This window comes from Anabaenopsis tanganyikae CS-531 (assembly GCF_029891675.1).
GTDB lineage: Bacteria > Cyanobacteriota > Cyanobacteriia > Cyanobacteriales > Nostocaceae > Anabaenopsis > Anabaenopsis arnoldii.
The window spans coordinates 41,924-57,822 of record NZ_JANQDF010000092.1 but is presented as its reverse complement, the minus strand read 5'-3'; the positions used below and the strand labels follow the sequence as shown (position 1 = coordinate 57,822).

15 protein-coding genes are annotated in these 15,899 nt (G+C 42.0%); all 15 read right to left on the bottom strand.

Annotated features, from left to right (window positions below):
• Nucleotides 1–312 precede the first annotated feature (312 nt).
• Complete coding sequence (locus NWP22_RS09830) at nt 313–486, bottom strand: hypothetical protein (RefSeq protein ID WP_271734381.1); 174 nt, start codon at nt 484–486, stop codon at nt 313–315.
• Nucleotides 479–1,678, bottom strand: coding sequence for a glycosyltransferase family 4 protein (locus tag NWP22_RS09825; RefSeq protein ID WP_271734382.1), 1,200 nt, complete (start codon nt 1,676–1,678; stop codon nt 479–481). Before NWP22_RS09825 ends, NWP22_RS09830 begins: the two co-directional genes overlap by 8 nt.
• Nucleotides 1,668–3,080, bottom strand: a complete 1,413-nt coding sequence (locus NWP22_RS09820) for a hypothetical protein (RefSeq protein WP_271734383.1) — start codon at nt 3,078–3,080, stop codon at nt 1,668–1,670. Before NWP22_RS09820 ends, NWP22_RS09825 begins: the two co-directional genes overlap by 11 nt.
• A gap of 29 nt (nt 3,081–3,109) precedes the next feature.
• The gene (locus NWP22_RS09815) at nt 3,110–4,282 is read right to left on the bottom strand and encodes a glycosyltransferase family 4 protein (protein WP_271734384.1); all 1,173 of its coding nucleotides are present in this window, start codon (nt 4,280–4,282) and stop codon (nt 3,110–3,112) included.
• 22 nt (nt 4,283–4,304) lie between these two features.
• On the bottom strand, nt 4,305–5,411 hold the full coding sequence (locus NWP22_RS09810) for a glycosyltransferase family 4 protein (RefSeq protein ID WP_271734386.1): 1,107 nt from the start codon (nt 5,409–5,411) through the stop codon (nt 4,305–4,307).
• A 229-nt stretch (nt 5,412–5,640) separates the two neighbouring features.
• A complete protein-coding gene (locus tag NWP22_RS09805; RefSeq protein WP_271734387.1) occupies nt 5,641–6,513 on the bottom strand; it encodes a glycosyltransferase family 2 protein in 873 nt (290 codons plus the stop codon).
• A gap of 80 nt (nt 6,514–6,593) precedes the next feature.
• Complete coding sequence (locus NWP22_RS09800; protein WP_280801812.1) at nt 6,594–7,175, bottom strand: class I SAM-dependent methyltransferase; 582 nt, start codon at nt 7,173–7,175, stop codon at nt 6,594–6,596.
• Nucleotides 7,176–7,207: 32 nt separating this feature from the next.
• Complete coding sequence (locus NWP22_RS09795; RefSeq protein WP_271734389.1) at nt 7,208–7,951, bottom strand: class I SAM-dependent methyltransferase; 744 nt, start codon at nt 7,949–7,951, stop codon at nt 7,208–7,210.
• Nucleotides 7,952–7,965: 14 nt separating this feature from the next.
• Nucleotides 7,966–9,126 carry a glycosyltransferase family 4 protein gene (locus NWP22_RS09790; protein ID WP_280801811.1) on the bottom strand — a complete coding sequence of 387 codons (1,161 nt, stop codon included), beginning with the start codon at nt 9,124–9,126 and terminating at the stop codon, nt 7,966–7,968.
• Nucleotides 9,126–10,079 (bottom strand): glycosyltransferase family 2 protein, encoded by a 954-nt coding sequence (locus tag NWP22_RS09785; protein ID WP_280801810.1) that lies wholly within the window; start codon nt 10,077–10,079, stop codon nt 9,126–9,128. Before NWP22_RS09785 ends, NWP22_RS09790 begins: the two co-directional genes overlap by 1 nt.
• Before the next feature lie 50 nt (nt 10,080–10,129).
• Nucleotides 10,130–10,591 (bottom strand): hypothetical protein, encoded by a 462-nt coding sequence (locus NWP22_RS09780; RefSeq protein ID WP_280801809.1) that lies wholly within the window; start codon nt 10,589–10,591, stop codon nt 10,130–10,132.
• Entirely contained in the window at nt 10,588–11,712 is a 1,125-nt protein-coding gene (locus NWP22_RS09775; RefSeq protein ID WP_280801808.1) for a glycoside hydrolase family 88/105 protein, read from the bottom strand. Before NWP22_RS09775 ends, NWP22_RS09780 begins: the two co-directional genes overlap by 4 nt.
• Nucleotides 11,713–11,738: 26 nt before the next feature.
• A complete protein-coding gene (locus NWP22_RS09770) occupies nt 11,739–13,343 on the bottom strand; it encodes a right-handed parallel beta-helix repeat-containing protein (protein ID WP_280801807.1) in 1,605 nt (534 codons plus the stop codon).
• Between the two features lie 91 nt (nt 13,344–13,434).
• On the bottom strand, nt 13,435–14,841 hold the full coding sequence (locus tag NWP22_RS09765; protein ID WP_280801806.1) for an AMP-binding protein: 1,407 nt from the start codon (nt 14,839–14,841) through the stop codon (nt 13,435–13,437).
• Nucleotides 14,842–14,903: 62 nt separating this feature from the next.
• Nucleotides 14,904–15,896, bottom strand: a complete 993-nt coding sequence (locus tag NWP22_RS09760) for a phosphopantetheine-binding protein (RefSeq protein WP_280801805.1) — start codon at nt 15,894–15,896, stop codon at nt 14,904–14,906.
• Between the last annotated feature and the right edge of the window lie 3 nt (nt 15,897–15,899).

Below are 15,899 nucleotides of genomic sequence, written 5' to 3'. Positions count from 1 at the left end.
CAGGGAACAGGGAACACACCGAACAGAGATTAAGAAGGAATATTCAGGCATTTTCTTCAATAACCAACATTATTTCCCTTATACGGTAAGCCTTTTCGGATTTTATCAAAACAATTTAGCATATTAGGTACTGAAGAACCTGAATAATTAAAGGCTCACGTTTTTTAGTCGCCCAAACAACAGCTTAATATAACCGCCATAAAGCCATAATTAAATTGATAAATTAAATCAAAAAATCACAGAATAAATCAAAATCACCTCAACCTCCTTCCAAGTCGGTTTTTAACCGACTTGAGCTTTGAGACGGGGAATTCATTCCCCGGCTCCGGTGTGTGGATAAATATCGACTATACCTAACGTGTGGAAACCCATGGACTGGCTCCGGTGTGTGGATAAATATCGACTATACCTAATGTGTGGAAACCCATGGACTGGCTCCCCCGTATGGATAACGATCGCCCCTGCGGTGTGTGGATAACTATTCACCGGCTCCCCCACATGGTTGTACGCGGTTATAAAAATTAATCAGGTCTTCCCCCATTTTCAGGGAACTAAAACGTTGAATATTTTCCAGTCCCGCTTGCACTAGCTTTGTTGCTTCCTCCGATTGGTTGAGTAAAAAGTCACACTGTGCAACTATGGCTGATAAATCATCAGGACTGGCCATCAGAGCAGCATTACCAACTATTTCAGGGAGAGAACCACTGTTAGAGCAAACAACTGGACAGCCAAAAGCCATCGCTTCTAAAGGAGGCCAACCAAATCCCTCATAGTAACTGGGAAAAAGCAAGATGGAAGCCTTCAGGTATAGGGAAGATACCGCCCCATCATTGGGATGGGAAACAAAGGTAATTTTGTCACCTACTTGCAGTTCTTGAATGATCATTTGCAGCTCCATATCTGGAGGAGACCCAGCCATCACCAATGACAGGGGGTGACTCTTGACCAGTTCGGCAAAAACTCGAATTACCGTTGCTCGGTTCTTATAGAAGCCATTGTTACCAATGTGCAAAATTATTCTTTTCCCATCCCGCACTCGTTCCTGCCATCCGGGTATTTCTGCCGGAATTAAGTCTAATAAGCTACTCCTAATACCCGGAAAAATGACGGTGGGAACAAGATTGCTAACATTCTGTTGAAAGTCCTGACCTGTGCAGGTGCTGTCAACACATATATTTTTCTGGGATTTGAGGGATTTTAGGTTTTCTCTAATTAACCAGCGGGCGAAAAAACCAGGCGGGGGTATGGGGAATTCCCCTTTTTGTTGCAAAACCGGAATTAAATCATGAAGGGTGACCACACATTTTTCTGGCGGTATTCCCCTGAGAACATAGCAGCTACTACCATCCATCAGGTGAAATATGTCCCCATTGTATTTGCGCATATATTTGCGCAACTGTAGCGGGGAAATCAAGAGTAACCAAAGCTGTTGAAACCGTTTTTTCAGTTTAGCCGGGAGAAAAAAAAGATCGGGGACAAGGTTCAGTAAGTCAATCCTGGTCAGTCGGACTTTTTGTGAGTAAGAAGATAAGGTTTCCGTCACCATTTCCACATAAATCAGCATACTGCCTACAGACTCAGTTGAACAAGTGGTGATTAATGCTACTTCTATCCCAGTTTGATTATCGTTAAGGGAAGGTAAGAATCCAGCCGATATTTCGGTCAATTTATCGGTCAATTTCAGAGTTTCCTATTGTTAGATTTTGGTTTATATTCTGGGTTTGATGCCATAAAAAAGCTTGCCAATACTTGGCGAAGGACAATACTAACCCCAGGGAGAACGCAATAAAAAAAGCAATAAAAGGGTCTGCCAATATTTGCCCAGAGACCATCAAGCTGCCAATGTTTGCCAGGAAAAAGGCTAAAATTCCACCTGTGTAAACCCCTAAGTACATTTGCAACTTGAATAGGGACTGCACTTGTGCCCATGCTGAAAGGACTAAACTGAGCAGCAGAAGGACTAAGGCTATAAAACCCGGTACTCCCAGTTCGACCATCACCCTACTGGTGCCACTTTCTTGCCAAGTTCTCGGTCTTTGGACATTGAAGATGGCAAGATTCTGGCTTCCTGGGGAAGCTGACCCCAGACCGGCTCCAAAAAATCCCGACTGACGCACTGTTTCGATCAAGGCATCAAAATTATGCTGTTGAAATTGTTCACCCGCAACAGCAAAATTATCTTGGTAATATCTGACATAGGTGGAGTCTTCTCCCAGATTGTTGCCAATATATGTCATAATTAACAGTGGAATCAGTAGAACGGGCAAAACGGAAAATATCCGCCCTCCACGGGCTTGGGCATAGATCAAAGTAAAAACTATTGCCGCTACGGGTAACATATAAAGCATCTTGCGACGACCACAGAAAAACAGGGCGGCGATCGCTATGACACAAATAGCTAACCAGAGGTAGCGTTGGCTCGGTTTCGAGGTGGTGGACAGAAAAAAACTGAGTATAGAAGTTGCTGAAGCGTGCCAGCCCATCACATCTGGGGAACGGTAAAAACCTGCTATCAGCTTGACAACGTAGCCAGTACTATGTCGCACCCAATCAAAGTCTAAGGCACTGGTACCTATAAGAGTCCATCCCGGCACGACATTAAAGTATTCTAAAAATGTACCACTCAGCATGACCACGGAGAGGAGACAATAAAAACTAAATAGTCTTTGGATATCTTCCAGGGATTGGGCAAAGTGAAAACCCACCAAAATCGCCGCCAAGAAAACGCCATAGTTAAAGATGCCAAAGACTGTCAGGAGCCAGGAGTTGGCACTATAGGTCAGAGAAATCAAGGCTGGTGGGATGCAGGCCACCAAAAACCAGTTAAAACTGCGGTTTACATTGGGATACATTCGCCAGAATGAATGCAACCAGCCTTTTTGTCCCGACATACCCACTATTATACCTAATATAATTGGCACACTTGCTAACAGGACACTGGCGGGGGCACCGGGGATCATTTTTCTCAGGGGGTCCTGTACTGCTGCTAGGAATACTAGCCAGTATATCCCCCGCCGCCAATTGCCTAGGGCGAGAATCGCCCCTAAAACTGAAATAAGTAATACTATACCAGATGCCATAAATCACTTTCCATTGTTGCTGGTAACAGTTAACTCCGCACATAACGAATGGCTTCTGTAATACCACAGACTACTTTTTGGTAATTATATTCCATCATCACTTTTCTCTGGGCGTTACTTCCCATCTCAGCCAGCTTTTCTTGACCTAGTTTGATCGCAGTGGCTAGGCGATCGCCTAGCTTGTCTATTTGTCCCATGGGGTAAGTCCAACCGGTTCCCGGTGCAATCAGGTCAAGATGACATCCCACTTGATCGGAAACAATCGCTGGTAGTCCACAAGCCATGGCTTCATTGACCACTAGCCCCCAGGTTTCACCGGCATCAGAGGGGAGGACGAGACAGTCGGACACCAGGTAAGCAGCAATGATTTCACTCTGGTTGAGGAACCCGGCAAACCTAACTGGTAGTTGGTGCTCTCGGACAAATTGTTCACAGATGGGGCGTAATTCCCCGTCTCCCACCATCAGTAGTTGCCCTGTGGGTTGATGGTTTTGTTGTAATAGGGCGAGCGCCTGGAGTAAATCTAGGGGATGTTTTTTAGGGATAAACTTAGCACAGTAAAGGAAGGTGACGGTGTGGGGGTCTAAGCGGAATTTTTCTAGAAGAGAGGATTTTTCACCAAGGATCTGACTGGTATGGGCAGTAAATCTCTCGTTGTCTATACAATAGGGGGTAGAAAATAGTTTTTGTGGTGCTACACCATTGTTGAGATAAAACTGTTGGTTAGCTCTTCCAATAGACAAACAGGCACTATACTGACTAATTAATAGCCGTTGCAGTTGTTTTTTCCACCATGCCCTATGGGCAAGATGATTAGATTCCCCCCGGACAATACAGGGAATGCCATACAACCGGCAAGCTACCAGGAGTTGCAGGCAGCTTTTAACAACCCAACCATTGACGATAAAAGCATCCCAATTGCCGTTTTTGACGATCGCAAAAATTTCTGGGGTATCACAGCCCCCAGAGTTGGTTACAGATGGTGTTTGGGCAATATTTGTTAAAACTTGATATTCATAGCCATTTAATAAAGGAACATCCCACTCAAAAGCCACCCCAAATCCATCCCCCTGCTGCATAGCATTGGGAATCATACAGAAAAAGACGTGCAGATCGATGTCGGCGTTCTGGGCTAATAGGCGAAACCAGGGTACTTGATATTGAATTGGGTGGGTGGTGAGAATACCGACTTTAAAGACCATAATTAAAAGACATAATTTAAAGTTAAAGGTAGCTAATTAAAGGCTTGGAAACTTTGTGCCATCGGAATCGCTCTGTATTTTCTAGTGCCATGGTAGAATAATTTCTCCAAGTTTCCCTATCAGTCAGCAAACATTGAATTAGTGGAATCTGCTCCTGGATTTGTTGTGGATCAATGACTATACCACCCGGTCCAGCCACTTCGGGTGGAGCGCACACATCCGCCACAATAGTTGGAGTCCCAAAGGCTTGGGCTTCTACTGCGGGTATACCAAAGGACTCTGAACGGCTTAAAAGACAAAATGCCCGAGCGCGGCGATAGTGTTCCCGTAGTTGACTGACAGATACTTTACCAGTAATTGTGACAAAATTACTGAGTTTGAGGGCTTGTATTAATGTTTCAATTTTCGAGCGGTAATCATCCGTACTCCAAGGACCGACTAGGCTTAAATGGGCACGGGTATTCAATTCGTGGAGTCTTGAGAGTACTTTGACAACATCTTCAATGGCTTTGTGGGGTGTCATTGCGGAAACAGTCAGGATTTCTAATGGACGTTGTTCAAAGGTTAGGTATTGACTTTGAGCGATTTGGTAGGTTTCGTCATCAATACCAACATAAAGAATTTTACCAGCTTGAGGTTTTACCCCCGCATCGTTTTCGTAGAGTCTGGCGACATATTCAGATAAATAAAACATGGCCTGTGCTTTTTTTTGGGCTTGTTTGTAGCCCTGTCTTTGCAGCCGCGCCTTCAGTCGATCGCCAATTGTGTAGTGAAATTCCCTAACATAACACCAGGGATTCTGGGCAATAACCACTTGGGGTAATTTAGTTCCCGGAACCAGAGCGCCGGAGGTTGAGATCATCAGTTGAGCTTCTAGTTGGGTCAGAAGGGACTCTAACTGAGTAAATTGCCACCAAAGTCGAGCCGGCCAGTTTTCACCAAAATTAGGGCACTCTATCCAGTGAAAACTCGAGCCTAGATCGCAACAAAGATCCCGATTGTTGTGGTGATGTAGAACAAAAAATTGATGGCGATCGCCATGATACTTGGCCAACATTCGTAAATGCCCAGAAATGACGTGTCTACCTGACATATGATTAATGGGCAGAGCATCTATGATGATGTTCATATATAGGAATCCGGTTTGATTTATGAATCTTTCGCAGAGGCAGGGAACAGGGAACAGGGAACAGGGAACAGGGAAAGAAGGGTTTCAGTATGTACTGGGTCTTGTTCAATAATCAAATAGAAGTCCTATATAGGACTTTTTGTCAGTAGTCCGTACTGGATAACGGGGAACGGGTCGAGGTCAAACAATATTTGATACACTAATCATAACTTGACAAACATCCTCTTAGTTAGCGAAAAACTATCGGGTAGGATGGTCCTTGACTAATCTTATGAATGGCTAAACTTAGCCCTCTGGCCTCTGCAATTAACGTGGGGAAGATCCACCAAGGATGAGTGATATGGTGTTTTGTGCGAATGGAACGCAATGGTCGCCAAAGTATTTGCCATAGCCAGCCATTGGGTTTTGACTTTAACAGGTAATAGTAAGCTCCCACAGCATGGGCGGGTTGGGCAGTTCTCAGGTGGTGACCATAGCTGCGTGTTCCTCCCCTTTCTACCCGTAGGTGGTGAATCAGGGCTTTCGGTTCGTAGGTAATCAAACCGTATTTTTGACAGTAGCGATGGGCAAATTCAGCTTCATAGCGGTACGCAGCCCCTATGAAGTTTTCATCAAATCCCCCCAGGGCGATCGCCACAGTGCGCTTAATGGAAAAATTGCCCCCCATGAACTCCGTAATTTGCCTGGGAATGTTACTAGTAAAGCGAAATGGATCCCCTGGTTGTAATGTCAGAGATTTTTCCCCGGGCTGTAGTACCTGTCCTGCAACCAGATCAGCTTGTTGATGGGCTTGCTGGTGAGCCTGTAGTAAATCCTCATGGGGGATAATATCATCATCGAGGAAAAGGACTATCTCACCTTTAGCTTCCAAGATTCCCCGGTTCATGGCCATGGGAATAGATGGTTTAGGTAGGCGAATCCAACGAATAGAGCCTTGTTCGGCCAAGCTGTTTAATCTCGACTCAATTGTTACAGAATGATTTAAGGTCTGGTCAATCACCAAAAGTTCAAATTCTGGTGCCATTAGTCGCTGTAAGGACTCAATGGTATCAAGCAGAACTTCTCCCCGCTCATAGGTGGGGATGATCACGGAAAGTTTCATTAGTTTTTTCCCAGTCAAAAGGTTAGTTAAATATTATTATGTGGTTGATAGTTGGGATTTTCAACGATTACCGTTTTGACCTAGGAAACTCGCTGGACGACTGTTAATGAGTCACAATGATCAATTTCTTTATATCGTTCATCTTTGAGAATAACGTTTTGTGTATACTGGGCAGCACCAACGTGATCGATGTTTCTTCCTTCATAAGATCGGCTATCATGCAATGCAATTATTCCTCCACATCTAACTAAAGGTGACCAGAGTATCCAGTCGTTTTTTATTCCTTCATAGCTATGATCGCCGTCAATAAACATGAAGTCTATAGGTTGAGTCTCTATCTGCTTAAATTTCTCAATTGCTTTATGGGAAAACTCTTCTAACCATATGATATTGCCATTTTGGGTTTTAGATGCTTCGGAATGAGCAATCAGCTTTTGCCAAGAAATCCCCAACTTACCCGGCTCAAAAGGGTCAATTGCATAGATGGTTCCCTCGGTATTCATGACTTCTCTAAGTTTTCTGGTATTAACTCCATGCCCAATGCCGATTTCTACCAGGCAAGTTTTATTTTTCGCATACTTAGTCAAACATTTTGACTCAGAAGAAGTTGTTTGTGTCAAGGCTGGCTGAATAGCCACTAAGTAAGTAAGATAGTATAACAATGGGTTGTTTTTAAACATGAGAGATGCAAGAATTAGCGTTTAAATACTAACTGAGTTCCGTTTCGAGGGTATTCAAAGGGTAGTGCTTGAACCAGAATCAATCCTGATGTTTCAATTTCAGTCTTCAAAGAATCGACAGTCTCATAGCTCATTGTTGCCCACAAGTCAGGACTAATTCCTTCATTTGACCCAGGGTCGGCTTCAATTATCAAGTAACCATCATTTTTAAGTAATCTTTTTATTTCTGAAAGTATTAATTTCAACTCATAACAATGGTCAAGGGAGTTTGAATAGATTACATCAACAGAATTATCGGAAAATTCTAATTTGTGGAAATCACCGTACATGACATAAGGATTGTTGTTACCAGGATTTAAATCAACGCCAACGGCAAAATAGCCTAAATCTCGAAAGGCCGCAACTTCAGCACCTAATCTTGCACCAAGACACAATGCTGTACGGTTTGAGGGTTTAATATAATCCTGTGAATGTAACTCTGATAATCTTTGCCTTAAGGATGTCCTAAATTTTTTTTCATGGCTAGATAGGTCTAGGTATTCAAGCTTAGATTTTTGAAGCTTGATATACTGGTCATAGGATGGGACATTTCTCTGAGAAATGTTTCCCGTGTTTTTCCAGTCATTCCTGGCAATAACTCTAATCTCTTGAAATCTCAGCCATTTTTTGAGAGATGAATAATCAAATAATTTGCCTAAGCGTTGCGGGCGATTGAGTGTATCTTTTAATTCTTTGACTACTATTTGTATGAGGTTCATATTCAAAATATGTTCTATTTAAACAGGGCTTGTATGTAAAAACGAGTTGCCTCGGTGGCACATTTCTTCCATGTGTAGGATTGTGAAGTAGTCACAGCCTGTTTGCTCAATTTGGTGGAAAATTCTAAGTTTTTTAAAAGTAAGGATATTCGGTTAACAAATTCCTCTGAATTACCAACTTCACATAAAAACCCATTTTCTCCAGATTTTATATAATCTTTCATTCCTCCTTGATTACTGGCTACTACACAAAGACCCCTTGACAAGGCCTCTAATGAGGTTTTCCCTGCTCCTTCTACGAAGGAGGGAAAAATAAAAATTCCACATGAATCATATAAAGCAATAAGTTTTTCTTGGGGTTGCCAATCTAGAAATACTACACGAGATAAAATCTGGGCATTAAGCAAGGATTTTAAATAATTATGGGAGTTAACAGGAGTAACCCATGTCATTGTGACATCGCGATTAGAAAGTAATATTTTGTTGATGATTGCAGCTAAGATGAGTGGTGCTTTAAAAAAAGCAGATTGCCCGACATAGAGAAGTTGCTGATGTCTTTCTAAGGAATATGATTGATTCGGTGTATTGAAAAATGCTTCAGGAACTCCATGGTGTATGACTTTAATTTTCTCCGCATTGATATTAAGCTTACTTACAAGACAGTGGCTATCATCTTCACAAGTAACAATGACACCATCGCAGTATTTAATCACTTCATGCCACTGACGCTGTAACAGACTACGCAGCCCTGTTGTTAATACTGCAGGAAAACGCGATTCCGGAACACCGAGTTTCTGATACCAGTAAGGTAACACTTCATCCACTCTTAACTCAACCCCATGACTGCGATTGATTACCAATCCTTTAAAGCCCCCCTGTTTTAAAGCCTTGGCGGCTAAATAAGCTTGAGGTTGACTCATTTGAATAACATCATAATCTTTTGTGGCGATCGCCTTCATAACAGCCTGACGGTAGGCTCTAGGTTGCTCTAACAAGGAATGGAGATTACCGTGAGCAATGCGCCTGGGTCCTAAATCATCAGCCCAAATTTCATCTACCTCATGACCAATTTCTCTCAATGCTTGGTTGGTGTAATAAACTGTTCCTGCGGCTCCAGAGTTAGGATCGCAAGGAGTATCGGCAACTGTCAGAATGCGTAAAGAGGACTTCATCATCAATAGGGTATTGTGTGGACTTTAGCAAAGGGAAATTGCAGAATACTTTGCCCCAAACGAAACCATCCTTTCCAGTGCCAGGGACACAGACGTACTGTTTGCCACAGGTAGTTAACTGCTCGGCGATCGCCGTTGGTTAGTAATTGAGATCCCAAAAAATAGGCAGCTTTAGCAACAGCCAAGGGATCGGGAGGATGTTTTGGCGATTTGTTGGCGAGGAGTTGGCTGCGTAGTTGTTTTGCTTGTTCTAGATAAACAGATTCTGACTGGCTGTTTAAACGGGCGGTTTTACACAGTTGACCCAGTTCTCCAAATCGCAGTTGTATGGCACGATTAACACCGGAGGTAGAGTTAATCTCCCTGCGGTGAAGATATAGTACCTGGGACAAGCTGGCAAACTGGGCTTTTTCTGCTATCCTTAACCATAAATCTGAATCTTGAGCAAAATAGAAATCAGGGCGGTAACCACCGACGGCATTGTACAGTGATTTGCGAAACAAAACACTACCATGGGCACCCGGACCCTGGCGGCGATGAAGTAATTCCTGGGTGGCTATTTCCGGCGTTTCAGCTCGTTGAATAATGGTCAGTGGCTCTCCTTGAGGTCCGATATATTGGGTAGAGCAGGAAACCATACCAATCTGTGGGCTACTTTGGATTTTAGCCAATTGCAGTTCCAGACGTTGCGGGTGGGAGTAGTCATCAGCATCCTGACGAGCAATGAATTCACCTTGGGCTTGGTTACACCCCCGGATTAAGGCCTGGGTTAGCCCAGTATTTTCTTGGTGAATTACTCTGATCCGCGAGTCCTGACTGGCTAGGCGATCTAAAATTGTTCTTGTTTCATCTGTTGAACCGTCGTTGATGATAATGAATTCAAAATCTGTGAAGGTTTGGTTCAAAATACTGTCTACTGAGGTTTTAACCCTCTGAGCATCGTTATAGACGCTCATAACAACGGAAATGATAGGCATACAGAAAGATTTTTATTTGGCTGAGTTTTTTAGCGGGGGGAAGACCGTAACCATAGCACTGTGAAAATGACTCCTAAACCAGCCCCCCAATTACGTCCGGTTAATGCTCCCAGGAATATAGCATGGCGACTGGGGTTAGGTAATCGCCAGTTGCTCGGTTGCCATAGATCAGTTTGATATACTGTGTGGGCAATTAACCCTCCCAAACCTATACCAGTGCCAGTGATTGTAGCCACTAGTATTAATCCTAACAATAGTTGAACCAGTGAAAGGGGCTGTCTCCTGTCGAGTTTGTGGGATGCTGTTAATATTGTGCCCACAAACAGACCAAACCGGAGTCCCCAATCTTGATGTTCTTGGGGGATGACAATGTAATCATAGCTGAGGCGATATAAACCGTAACCCAGCACTCTACCACCGATGGCACCAAACAATCCGGCGACAAGGATAATGAATATATACACCCCAAGGCGGACTGACTTGCTGCTCATGTTATATTGGTTTTCATATGATCGCCCTCCACGAGTTTGAATAACTCGCTCGCTGCCAGCAAAAAACCTCCAACTGCATACGCTTCTGTGGTTTGGTATTCTGCAGCCCCGGGTTGAACTGACATGGGTTGAACATAGCCAAGTTTGCCATTGGGATGAACTGCTTGAATTAAAGCTTGCCAGCCACGCTCAATAAAGGGACTGTACTCTTTTAGCGTTAAATAATTGTGATTAACTCCCCAAGTTAACGCATAAACAAAGAATGCCGTGCCACTGGTTTCTGGATTGGGCAGATGATTTGGATCAAGTAAACTAGAGGGCCAGTAGCCATCTGACCGTTGTAAACTGGCTATCTTTTTTGCCATCTCCCGGTATAGTTTTTCATAACTAGGGCGGGCAGTAAAATTTTGTGGCATGGCTTGTAGTACCCGTACTAAACCTGCCATAACCCAGCCATTTCCACGGCTCCAAAATACTTTGCTGCCATTAGGAGTGCGTTGGTCAAAGAATCGACTGTCGCGGAAATAGAGATTTTCTTGTGGGTCATACAAATACTTAGTAGTTTTCCACCATAGGCGGTTCATCAGTTGTAAATATTTTTCATTTCCCGTGGACTGGCTGACCATTGCTAATGCGGGAGGAGCCATAAATAATGCATCGCACCAAGCCCATTCGCGATTGTGGATCTGGTCGTCCCAGGTTAGGGGTTCGTCAAAAGGGAGGGTGAGGAGCCAATCAAATAGTTCAAGTGTGGGAGCGAGAATAGTTGGGTCTGGGTTCCGCAGATATAGCTGGGCATAGGTTTGGATGACAGCTTGGTCATCGGCAAAGCGTCGGTTGGGTCCAGGTTGATATTGATTGCTGCGGGCCATTTTTTTCATGGCCTTCAGATAGCGCTCATCCTTGGATACATCCGCAAGGGCCATCATACCAGTGTAGTAAGCCGCCTGAGACCAGTGGGTGGGAGGATGTTTAGATGGATTTGCCAACTGCCAATCGGCAACATACTCCATCGCTTCTATTATGGAGTCAGACTTGAGTTGGAATGACAGGGTTTTAGGTGTTTGACAACCCTTGACTAGCAGTAAAAATAGTAATAAAAGGGAGACTACTAGTTTCATATGCAGTTAGAACTTGAGTAACAATTTCAACGTAACTCTTTGTTTTTCTTACCACCATAACTCCCAAACAAATCTGGGGATAAAACTTTATCAATATCCACAGTTGCTGGATGATCTTCATATTGAAGCCAACCAGGTCCAGGTCGGGGTATTGACCAACCTTGGAACCATTGAGGATTTGTGCCGGGGTTAGGATATTCCTGGGGTAATGTAATCATTGTATTATTGCGCACTGTCACCTGGGGATGCCAAGGGGGATTATTCATCCCTTCCACGGCAAAGAGATTTTTTTCCACCCATACATCTTTAACAGGTGGACCCCAATAGGCAAGATAACGCCCAACAAAGGTATTATTGCGAATCTGAATATTTTGAATCGGGCTTTGATTATTGGGCGAACCGGGTTTATACCAAGGATTGAGTAACTTGACTTGGGAGCCATTGACCCCACCAGCAGGATGCAGGAATCGGTTATTTTCTACTAAAACTGGCCCGGTTAAAACTGGACTTAATCCTAAGTTTTGTTCAAAGTCGTAAACTAGGTTGTGATGAAAATGAACTTTTTCAGCCAGTCCATCCATTTCGATGGCATCATCCGTACCATACATTAAAAGATTACCATAGATATTTGCCCCATTCTGCCCGGGTTTATCCAGATGGGGGGAAATCTGCAAGGCATCACCACCGTGGCTAACCACATTATGACGAATTACTAAATTAGGAGAACTCGCAGAAATCAGTGTAGAGTCTGAGTAATGAGCGTATACTTCATTCCAGGGAAGCCAATTCTTTAGCCAGTTGTATTGGGGATAATTATGGTAAAGGTTATATTCAACCACGAGATGGGATGGTGCATTGATGTGAGGTGAAGCACTAATTCCTGTGCCAGCGCCTGTCAGCAGAGTATTTTTAATAGTAATGTAACCACTATCCCACAGCAAAAAGCCAGAACCAACGCCAAGTTCTAACCGTAGACCGTCAAAAACTAGATGTTGTGCCTCTAGCCAAATATTGGCCACCCGACTATTGCCCCACTCTCGCGGTGACGGAATTTCTCGGTGAAATACTAGCTTTTGATTATTTGGTATTTCTCCATGGGGTAGAAAAAGATAAAAACGCTTTGTTTCCCTATCGTAGGTAAAAGTACTGTAGGAGTTGGGTTGACTTACTAAGGTTTTCAGTCTTTCTATTCCCCCCCAGCGAACATCATAAAGAACACTGCCGTTATACAGGGCATAGTAGATAGGCCAAGGGGTCTGGGTTGAATATAGTCCATTGCCATGCGATCGCCAGGTTAGATATTGGGTTACCTGTGGTGGAACAGCATTAGTGATGGTTACTGTTCCCGGTTGTTGGGCGCGAAAGGTAATGGGGCGATTGGGTGTTCCCCCACGGCGAACCCGCAGGTCTTCCCGATAGATACCGGGTAAAATAACTACCTCTTCTCCCGGTGTGGCCATATTCGCAGCCCGTTGTATAGTTTTAACAGCCCTTTGGGGACTGTTGCCTAGATTCCAGTCAGATCCCTGGGGAGAGACGTAAATTTTACCCTGGCGCAACCAAGGGGTTGGGGGTTGCCATAGATTGATGGCGGCTAAGAGGGTGCTAATTATTAGCAGTGTATCCCGCATCTGCTATACTGTATACATAGGATATAGCAAGAGTAGCACTGAATCATTCTTCAAAACCTAATAAGAATTGCTACATTAGTTATTAATGCAGTTAAGTATGTAATAAAGATTTTAAATGGGTGTAATCAACTTTGCCATTTTGCGTTAGGGGAAGGGATTCCAAAAACAGGAAGTCAATATACTGTGTGGGAATTCTCAAGTTTTTATAAAGGTAATCACATACTTGAATCTTAAGATTTTCACAGCCTATTTTCATGATGATAAACAACTTTTCATCTGCTTGAGAAAGGCATACAAAAAAGGTTTTATCAAGAAAACGATTACATAAAATATGTTCAATTTCATCTAGATTTATTCTTTCTCCTAATAACTTGATAAAACGTTTGCTACGACCTACGAGGTAATAGAATCCTGACTCATCCATTCGTGCGATATCTCCAGTATTTAGAGACTCCTGAAACAAAAAAGTATCTAAATCTAAATAGGAAGAGGCATATCCACCAAAAATGTTTTGTCCATGAAAAATTAACTCTTTACTTTCTGGGTCAATTTCAAAAGAACCATTTTTAACAGGCTTACCTATTGAGTTTGGTCTATGCTTTAAATCTAAATGCTTTATATAAGACATTCTAGGAGATGCTTCAGTTTGTCCATACATTACAAAAAAGTCTTTGTCATTCATATCTGAGTACTCAACCAGCGTGTTCACAATATCTGCTTTGAGTTTTCCTCCCGCCTGAGTAAAATAGCGAAGACTGGGTAAATTAGTGCTTAGAAAGCCAAGACTCAGAAGCATCTCGTATAAAGGCGGAGTCCCTGCAAAACTCGTCATTTTGAATTCAGTAAAATCAGACCAAAACCTCTTGTCAATATTATTTTTGCAAGAGGAAATAATAGTTCCACCGGAAATTAAGTTAGTTGTTAAAATTGACAGTCCGTAAGAGTAGTCTAGGGGTAAATTCAAAGGTGTTATATCACTGGATTCGATGGGTAAGTAATCAATGATTGAAAGCGCATTTTCTAGAAGATTTTTCTGAGAAAGCTTGACAAGCTTAGGTGAGCCAGTCGATCCAGATGTGCTTATTAAAGCATCGATATGTGGCGAAACTGTGTATTTTTCGTTTTGTTCTAGTCTAAGGAAAATTTTAGATTCCCGGCTATTAGGTAGAGTAGTTAATAACTGGAAACCATCAATAAAGTTTCGAGTATTGTCGTAAATAAAATGAGGCTGGAAATCATATTCTAGCTTTAACTTTAAATCAGAAGCTAGTTTATCCTTAAATAAGGCAATAGTTTGACCTCGACTCAAGAAACCAAGAAGAGCGGATACAGATATAATAGAGTTATCTAAATATAAAAATGCGAGTTTTTTGGGAAATTCTTCAATTATAGTATATGGATCAATCAAGTCCCAAAGTGTAAATGAAGTAGCTAATGAAATGTCATAAAAAATGCTGGTTTTTTTAGATTTAATAAGATTAATCAGATCTAACGTCATAGGTCTATTAAGGGTTTAATTTTTAGTAATGTGGGATTTTATTGAATAGTAATCAGCAAAGGTCAAATTTCTTCAATAAACTTTTTTATCATTTGTGATGCTAACAAGTTAGTTTGTGAATTATTTCTAACTCCCATATGGTCTGAGCCAATGATAGAAATGTTTACAGAGCTAACTGTGGTAGACCACTGATGATGATACAGTTGCATATTTAACAAGCTATTTCCAAATTCTGAACGAACAAAAAGATGGCATTTACAATTGATATTCATATCAAAAGTTTCTTTTTCAAATTGACGAAAATTTTTAATATTTTCTCGAAGATAGATTCTGTTTAAAAGGTTTTTTTTCACTGGTTTAATGATATCCAACAGTGGTAGTGAGACTTTTATAAGAACGTATAGATAATCAATAAGCTTACTTTTTATATTTTTCAAATCTAATTTTTGTATGTTTTTTTGACGAGGATAACTTTCAATTAGCCCTAGAAACACAACTTTCTTACCTTTTTCAATAAGCTTGTTAGCAATGGAAAGGGCAATCCATGATCCATGACAAAATCCTCCTAATAAGTAGTCCTCTGTTGGATTTAACTTAATGATTTCTTCAACACAAGAGTCAACGATATTATATATATCCCCCAATTTTAGATTTTCCTTAACTCCATGTATTTTTTCATAAATTCCAGGAGAGTAGTAAACCGGCCTTTGATCCTCAAAATTGGGTGCAAAAGCAAAGGCAAAAAATGGAGAAATATGTTGCTGTCCACTCACTAATGGATAGAAGTAGTGACAAGCGGTAGATTGCTCTACAACAGTATTTTCAGTCTCTACACTGCTAAATTTTGAACAATATGAGCAAAATTCTCCTAGGCATGGGTTTGAGAATATACTCGATATAGAAAGTTTGATGTTTAATTGTAATTCTACCTCATACAAAATCTCAAGAGCTTCCCGTGAAGATCCCCCTAAGTCAAAAAAGTTATCATTGGGATTAATATCTTGTATATTAAGAACTTTCTCCCAAATTTTAGCGATTGTTTGGCTGATATTCATGTA